The organism is Allobosea sp. Root483D1 (assembly GCF_001429505.1).
GTDB lineage: Bacteria > Pseudomonadota > Alphaproteobacteria > Rhizobiales > Beijerinckiaceae > Allobosea.
In genome coordinates this window covers 21,893-29,176 of the sequence record NZ_LMJW01000014.1, presented here as the reverse complement: position 1 = coordinate 29,176, position 7,284 = coordinate 21,893, and the positions used below count along the sequence as shown (strand labels likewise).

Below are 7,284 nucleotides of genomic sequence, written 5' to 3'. Positions count from 1 at the left end.
CCTGATCGTGCCGATCGCGATGGAAGAGAAGCTGCGCTTCGCCATCCGCGAAGGCGGACGCACGGTTGGAGCAGGTGTTGTCGCTTCGATCATTGCTTGATCGACACGCATAGCGATTTTGGAAAGGGCGGCGGCAACGCCGCCCTTTTTCGTTTCCTTAAGGCAATCGCTTCGGCGCACTGGCATCGCCGAAAGGATCGTGCCAGCTTCCTGTATCTTGCATACGGACTGGAGATCGCGATGAGTCCCCGCCATTCGCTTGCCGACAGGCTGCGCCAGCCCGGCCTCGTGGTCGCGCCCGGCTGCCATGACGCCATCGGCGCACGGGCGATCGAGCAGGCCGGGTTCGAGGCGGTCTACATGACCGGCAACGGCCTTTCCGCCAGCCTGATCGGCGCGCCCGATATCGGCCTCCTGACCATGACCGAGATGGTGGCGCGTGGCCGGGCCCTGGCCGCGGCGATCACGGTGCCACTGATCGCCGATGCCGACACCGGCTATGGCAACCTCAACAACGTTGCCCGGACCGTCGCCGAATACGAGGCTGCCGGCGTCGCCGCGATCCATCTCGAGGACCAGGTGACGCCCAAGCGCTGCGGTGCCATGAAGGGGCTGGCGCTGGTGACGCGCGAGGAGCAGGCCGAGAAAATCCGGATCGCGGTCGCGACCCGGCGCGATCCCGATTTCCTGATCATCGGCCGCTCGGATGCGCGGCTGCCGCTCGGCCTCGACGAGGCGATCGCGCGCGGCAAGGCCTATGCAGAGGCCGGCGCCGATCTCGTGCTGCTGGAGATGCTGCAGTCCGAGGATGAGATGAAGCGGGCGCTGCGCGAGATCGAGGCGCCGCTGATGTTCAACTATGTCGAGGGCAGGGTGCCGCCGCTGACGGCTGATGAATTCGGGCGGCTCGGCTTCAAGGTGCTGAGCTACCCGGTGTCGTCGACGCTGGCCTATGCCCACATGATGGCGGCTTTCGCCCGCGAACTGAAGCGCTCCGGCACGACGCGCGGGCTGGAGCCGGCCATGCTCGACCTGCCGAGCTACGAGGCTTTCCTGGGGCGGGAGCACTATGCCTGATCTGCGGGTCGAGCAGCCGAAATCGCTGGTCGCGATCGTCGAGGAGCGCCTGCGCAACGCGATCATCGATGCCGAGATGCGCTTCGGCGCGAGCTTGTCGGAGGAGGCGCTGAGCGAGGCCCTGGGCGTCAGCCGCACGCCGGTGCGTGAGGCGCTGGCACGGCTGCAATTGCAGGGGCTGGTGACGATCGTGCCGAAGAAGGGCACCTTCGTCTTCGCGCCGACCGAGGAGGATGTCGCCGAGCTCTGCGTCTTCCGCTACATGCTGGAGACGCAGGCCCTGCGCGAATGCATGTCAAAGGCGCGTGCGGCGGCGCTGGCTGCGATGAACGATGCGCTCGCTGCGATGGAGGCGGCGCTGGCCGGCGGCACGCGTCACGACTATGCCCGGGCCGATACCGTCTTTCACGAGGTCTTCTTCCAGCATTGCGGCAACCGCTATCTCGGCAATGCCTATCGTGGCGTCTCCGGCCGCGTCGCGGCGCTGCGCACGCATCTCTCGGTGCCGCTGGAAGGCGAGCAGGAGCGTTCCATGGCCGAGCATCACCAGATGGTCGAGGCTTTCGCCGCCGGGCGCCTGGCCGATCTCGATTCCATCCTGCACCGGCACATCATGCGGGCCTGGGACGCCTATGCCGATGTGCTGCGCAGCGGCGGCGATCCTGTCTGAGCGAGCAGGGCAGCCGCTAGCGTATGCGCGGCCCGTCAAATCATCTTGCATACAGTGTCCTAGAGACTATGCTTCCGGGCGAGAGCCGGTAATGGCCGTCGCACCTCGGGAGGAGGCCCCATGAACATCGCCCTGAAAGCCGCTGCCCTGGCGCTCGCCCTGGCGGCCACGCCGGTCCTGGCGCAGGACAAGGTGAAGCTCGTCACCATCGCCGAATTGTCCGGGCCGGGCGCAACTGCCGGCACCAACTGGAAGAGCGGTATCGAGCTCGCGGTCGAGGAGATCAACGCCAAGGGCGGTATTCTCGGGCGCAAGATCGATCTCGTCGCCTATGACACGCAGACCAACCCGGCCAATGCCCGCGCCGCGGTTCAGCGCGCGATCGACGAGGGCACCCATGCGGTGCTGGGGCCGGTCTATACCGGCTCGATCATGGCCTCGATGCAGATCGCGCAGCGCGCCGAGATCGCCCAGCTCGCCGCCGGCGACGGCACGGCCTACACCGCCCAGGGCAATCCCTTCATCTTCCGGACCTCGCTCAGCCAGTCGGCGGCGATGCCGAAGATCGCCGCCTATCTGAAGGATCAGGTCAAGGCGAAGTCGGTCGCAGTCGTCTGGGTCAACAACGACTTCGGCAAGGGCGGGCACGAAGCCATCCTGAAGGAGCTCAAGAGCCGCGACATCGCGGTCTCGGTCGATCTCTCGACCGAGCAGGGCCAGGCCGATTTCGCCGCCGATGCGATCAAGATCAAGAATGCCAATGCCGATGCCGTCTTCGTCTATCTGAACGAGGAAGAGAGCGCCCGGCTATTGGTGGCGATGCGCGACCAGAATGTCGGCAAGCCGGTGATCGGCGAGACCACGATCCTGAGCCAGAAGGTGATCGAGCTCGCCGGCAAGGCTGCCGACGGCGTGCGCGGCCATGTCGGCCAGACCATCGATGCGCCGATCCCGGCCCTGCAGGACTTCGGCAAGCGCTTCGAAGCGCGCTTCAAATTCGTGCCCGACCATAACGGCATCAAGGGCTATATGGCCGTCCATGCGGTGAAATGGGCGACGGAGAAGCTCGGCAAGTTCGAGCCGACCAAGATCGCGGCGACGCTGCACGGCGCCACGATCAAGCCGGAGGAGGAGCCCGGCATCCTGATGGAGACGACCTTCGACGCGAAGGGCGACGTCCAGCGCGAGAGTTTCCTGGCCGAGGTGGTCGACGGCAAGCAGAAGATCATCGGCCGGCTGCCGAAGTAGGCGCCTAGCCGGGGTCATTGTTCGCAAAGGGCGGCGGCAGCGTCGCCCTTTGTCGTTGTGCGGTTGCGTCCCGAACCAACTCTTTCGTGACCTGCCCTCAGTGAAATATGCTGAATCTGTCGGGCTTTGCCGTGACCGGCTGAGGATATGAGTCAACTTCGAACGAGACGGTTGCGATTTCGACTTGAAAAGGCCGCAAGGTTCGGGCTAAGCAACCGACGCTACAGGGGTGTAGCTCAGTTGGTAGAGTACCGGTCTCCAAAACCGGTTGTCGTAGGTTCGAGCCCTACCGCCCCTGCCAGCCATTCGTCCGATCTGCGATGACCCAGAACATCTACGACGACGTCGGCTTCTTCCAGAACTACAGCCAGTTGCCGCGCTCGCTGCGCGGGCTCGACGGTGCGCCGGAATGGCCGGCGCTGCGCGCCCTGTTGCCGCCGCTCGCTGGCAGCACGGTGCTCGATCTCGGCTGCGGGTTCGGCTGGTTCTGCCGCTTCGTTGCCGGCGAGGGCGCGGCCGAGGTCGTTGGCGTCGACGTCTCCGAGCGCATGCTGGCGCGGGCGAGGGCGGAGACCAGCGCGACAAGCGTCCGCTACGAGCAGGCTGACCTGGAAATCTACGAGCCCGCCGCCGAGCGCTTCGACCTTATCTACTCCTCGCTCGCCTTCCACTATCTCGTCGACCTGCCGTCCGTGTTCGGCCGCGTCGCGCGGGCGCTGAAGCCGGGCGGGCGCTTCGTCTTCTCGGTCGAGCATCCGATCATGACGGCGCCGCGCCACCAGAGATGGGGCGAGGATGAATCGGGCCAGCCGGTCTGGCCGGTCGGTGCCTATCTCGACGAGGGCCGGCGCGTCACCGACTGGCTGGCCGAGGGCGTCGTCAAGCAGCACCGGACGCTGGCGAGCTATCTCAACCTGCTGATCGGGCTCGGCCTGAGACTGCGTCATGTCGAGGAATGGGGGCCGACGCCCGAGCAGATCGCGGCCGAGCCTGACTGGGCCAGGGAGCGCGAGCGGCCGGCCTTCCTGCTGATCGCGGCGGAGCGACCCTGAACCGCTCGATTCAAAACCGCTTGGCGAGCGGGCAATCGCGTTGTAAGAAGCCCTTAATGACGGCGCGCGGCTCCCTGGGCCCCGCGCCGCGAATCTTTCAGGACCGCCGAATCACCGCTTCGACGCGATGATCCGGAACCGAGGTGACGAGCCCGATGGCGAAGACGAATCCGTTCCAGTTCCTGCAGGAGGTGCGCAGCGAAGCCGCCAAGGTGACCTGGCCCTCGCGCCGCGAGACGCTGATCACCACCGGCCTGGTTTTGCTGATGGTGCTGATGTCCAGCCTGTTCTTCCTCTTCACCGACACGGTGATCCGCTGGGGTCTCGGCCTCATCCTCGGCGCTCGTTGAACGGAAGCTAATAACGTGAGCACCCGCTGGTACATCGTCCACGCCTATTCCAACTTCGAGAACAAGGTCGCGCAGTCGATCAAGGATCAGGCGGCGCAACGCAATCTCGCCGACAAGTTCGAGGAAGTGCTGGTCCCGACCGAAAAGGTCGTCGAGGTCCGCCGCGGCCGCAAGGTCGACACCGAGCGCAAGTTCTTCCCGGGCTATGTGCTGGTGAAGTGCGAGATGACCGACGAGGTCTATCACCTCATCAAGAACACGCCCAAGGTCACCGGCTTCCTCGGCGCCGACAAGGCCAAGCCGATGCCGATCCCCGAGCATGAGGCGATGCGGATCAAGGGCCAGGTCGCCGAGGGCATCGAGCGGCCGAAGCCGACGATCGTCTTCGAGGTCGGCGAGCAGGTGAAGGTCGCCGACGGCCCGTTCGCCTCGTTCAACGGCGTCGTCGAGGATGTCGACCACGCCCGCGCCCGCCTCAAGGTCGCGGTCTCGATCTTCGGCCGCGCCACGCCGGTCGAGCTCGAATACAGCCAGGTCGAGAAGCTCTGAGGCTCAGGCAGGTTGCGGGAATGCCGAAGGGTGCCGGAGACGGCACCCTTTTTGCGTGCTTTCGTAGTTAACGCCTCCTTCAGGCGTGTGTGACAATGTCCGCGCCGGCTTCTGGTGCGGGCGGGCATGTTTCCCAGGACATTCAAAGCGACGGTCGGGCAGCGTTTGGCGCTGTGGGGCGTGCTGCTGGGCGCGCTGTCGTGCCTCTATGTCGCGACCGAACTGGTCGGCTCGCGCAAGCTCCACGGCTTCACGCAGAAGCTGGCGGCCCAGAGCGATCTCGCCCAGCGCCTCGAAGCGACGACGATGGTCTTCGAGCGGATCAGCATCGCGATCTTTTCGGGTACGCGGGCGGAGCCGTCCGACCTCGAGGTCCTGGCGATCGCGGCCGAGGACATCGCCACCCGGCTCGAAGGCAAGCTGAAGGCCGATACGCAGGCGATCGCGGTGCGCGCCATGGCGATGCGCGAGGCTGCCGACATCCCCACGGCCCGGGCCGAGCTCAGGGTGATCGCCGACAAGCGCTCGGCCCTGCGGCGCGGTCTCGGCGAAGAGATCGGCCATCTGAGCGCGAGCCTGTCGCAGCATGTCGAGAGCGCCCATCAGAACAAGGTCCTGCTCTCGCTGCTCGGTCTGTTCAGCCTCGTCTTCATCGTGGTGCTCGAGCATCGCTGGCTGGTCCGCCCCATCGCCGACATGGCGCGGGCCCTGGCGGATAACCGCAAGGACGAGCGCGGGCTCGACAGGCTCGCCAGGCGCAGCGACGAGATCGGCATGCTCGGCCGAGCCCTGCTGGTGCGTCAGCGTGGGCTGCAGGCCGAACAGGAGGCCTCCCAGGCGCGGGTGAACGCGCTCTCGGGCGAAGTCGCGCGCCAGGAAGCCGCCCAGGCGCACAATGCTGCTTTCCAGGACCGGATCGCCGCGATCGCCCAGGCGCTGGAGCAGCACGGCGCTCGGCTGTCGCAGGCCGCCGGCGAGTTCGCGCAGCTCTCCAGCGTCGTCGACGAGCGGGCCGGCACGGCGACGCAGTCGACGCAGCGCGTCTCCGGCCATGTCGATCATGTCGCCGGCGCGATCACCGAGGTGTCGTCGCTGCTCGCCACGGCGGCGAGCGAGGCGCAGCGTACCTCCGAGGTCGCGGATGCGGCGAAGGCGCTGGTCGACGAGGCCACCGCCGACACGGTCGTCCTGTGCGAGGCTGTCGGCAAGATCGTGCAGGTCATCGACATCATCGGGACGGTCGCCAGCCAGACCAATCTGCTCGCGCTCAATGCGACCATCGAGGCGGCCCGGGCCGGCGAGGCGGGCAGGGGCTTCGCCGTCGTCGCCGGCGAGGTGAAGCAGCTCGCGCATCGCACCGCCGAGGCGACCGGCGATGTCCGCAAGGGGCTCGACCAGATCAACGTGGCGGCGCAGCGCATCACCATGCGCGTCGGAGCGCTGGTGACCTCGGTCGAGAAGGTCGACAGGGCGGCGCTCTCGATCGCCGAGCTGACCGCGCGCCAGGATGTCGGCTCGCGCTCGATCAGCGAGACGACGACGCGGACGGCGGGCGATGTCAGGCTCGTCGCCGAGCAGGTCGAGCAGCTCGCCGGCACGCTGGCGAGCTGGCGCCAGACCGCCGGCTCGGTCACTGCGGCCTCGGCCGATCTCGACCGGCAGGCCGCCGAGCTCAGGCAGACGGTCGACGGCTTCATCCGGCGCAGGGAGCAGGCGAGCGCATGAGCATGGCTATGCCGAAGTCCGGAGCCGGCACGACCGCCGCGCTGCCGCTGCCGCTCGTTGCGCAGGTGCTCCATTGGCTGACTGCGGCGCTGGTGCTGGCGCTGTTCGGCACCGGCGTGATGATGAAGCAACTCGGCGAAGGGGCGCTCGCCGATCTCCTGCATCTCTGCCACAAGACCACCGGCGCCGTGCTGCTCTGCCTCGTGCTGGTGCGCATCGGCTACCGCCTGTTCGCGCATCTGACGAGGCGCTGGCAGAAGGGCGCCGCGAGCCGGCCGGTGCATGCGCTGCTCTATCTCGGCTTGCTGGTCGTGCCGCTGCTGGGCTGGGCCGGCACCTCGAGCTTCGGGGCGCGGCAACTGCTCTTCGGCCTTTCGCTGCCGGAGATCTGGTCGCAGGAGGCGGGCCATGCCGACCTCTTGCTGACGAGCCATGCCTGGCTCGCCTTCGGCCTGATCGCGCTCGTCGTCGTCCATATCGGCGTGGCGCTCGGCGATTATCTGACGCGCGGCTCCAAGGCCGACTGAGCTGTGTTAACCGGTTAACACCCGCGCTGGCTCCGCCGCGCCTATCCTTCCAGGCAACCCGCAACCGGGTGCCAGGGAGGATAATG

At 67.0% G+C, this 7,284-nt stretch carries 8 protein-coding genes, 1 tRNA gene and 1 pseudogene; all 10 read left to right on the top strand.

Annotation, left to right across the window (positions count from 1 at the left end; genetic code table 11):
- Positions 1–100, top strand: a pseudogene (locus ASE66_RS31340) (elongation factor Tu); the annotation flags it as partial.
- A 140-nt stretch (positions 101–240) separates the two neighbouring features.
- Positions 241–1,077: an isocitrate lyase/PEP mutase family protein gene (locus ASE66_RS12600; RefSeq protein ID WP_057189983.1), complete on the top strand. Its 837-nt coding sequence runs from the start codon at positions 241–243 to the stop codon at positions 1,075–1,077.
- Complete coding sequence (locus tag ASE66_RS12595) at positions 1,070–1,747, top strand: GntR family transcriptional regulator (protein WP_057189981.1); 678 nt, start codon at positions 1,070–1,072, stop codon at positions 1,745–1,747. Before ASE66_RS12600 ends, ASE66_RS12595 begins: the two co-directional genes overlap by 8 nt.
- Before the next feature lie 120 nt (positions 1,748–1,867).
- Positions 1,868–2,995 carry an ABC transporter substrate-binding protein gene (locus ASE66_RS12590; RefSeq protein ID WP_057189980.1) on the top strand — a complete coding sequence of 376 codons (1,128 nt, stop codon included), beginning with the start codon at positions 1,868–1,870 and terminating at the stop codon, positions 2,993–2,995.
- A 225-nt stretch (positions 2,996–3,220) separates the two neighbouring features.
- A tRNA-Trp gene (locus ASE66_RS12585) sits at positions 3,221–3,296 on the top strand.
- 19 nt (positions 3,297–3,315) lie between these two features.
- On the top strand, positions 3,316–4,047 hold the full coding sequence (locus ASE66_RS12580) for a class I SAM-dependent methyltransferase (protein WP_057189979.1): 732 nt from the start codon (positions 3,316–3,318) through the stop codon (positions 4,045–4,047).
- A 155-nt stretch (positions 4,048–4,202) separates the two neighbouring features.
- A complete protein-coding gene (gene secE / locus ASE66_RS12575; RefSeq protein ID WP_057189978.1) occupies positions 4,203–4,397 on the top strand; it encodes a preprotein translocase subunit SecE in 195 nt (64 codons plus the stop codon).
- Positions 4,398–4,412: 15 nt separating this feature from the next.
- On the top strand, positions 4,413–4,946 hold the full coding sequence (gene nusG, locus ASE66_RS12570; protein ID WP_057189977.1) for a transcription termination/antitermination protein NusG: 534 nt from the start codon (positions 4,413–4,415) through the stop codon (positions 4,944–4,946).
- Between the two features lie 126 nt (positions 4,947–5,072).
- Positions 5,073–6,671, top strand: coding sequence for a methyl-accepting chemotaxis protein (locus ASE66_RS12565; RefSeq protein WP_082613389.1), 1,599 nt, complete (start codon positions 5,073–5,075; stop codon positions 6,669–6,671).
- Complete coding sequence (locus ASE66_RS12560) at positions 6,668–7,198, top strand: cytochrome b (protein ID WP_082613388.1); 531 nt, start codon at positions 6,668–6,670, stop codon at positions 7,196–7,198. Before ASE66_RS12565 ends, ASE66_RS12560 begins: the two co-directional genes overlap by 4 nt.
- The last annotated feature ends 86 nt before the right edge of the window (positions 7,199–7,284 follow it).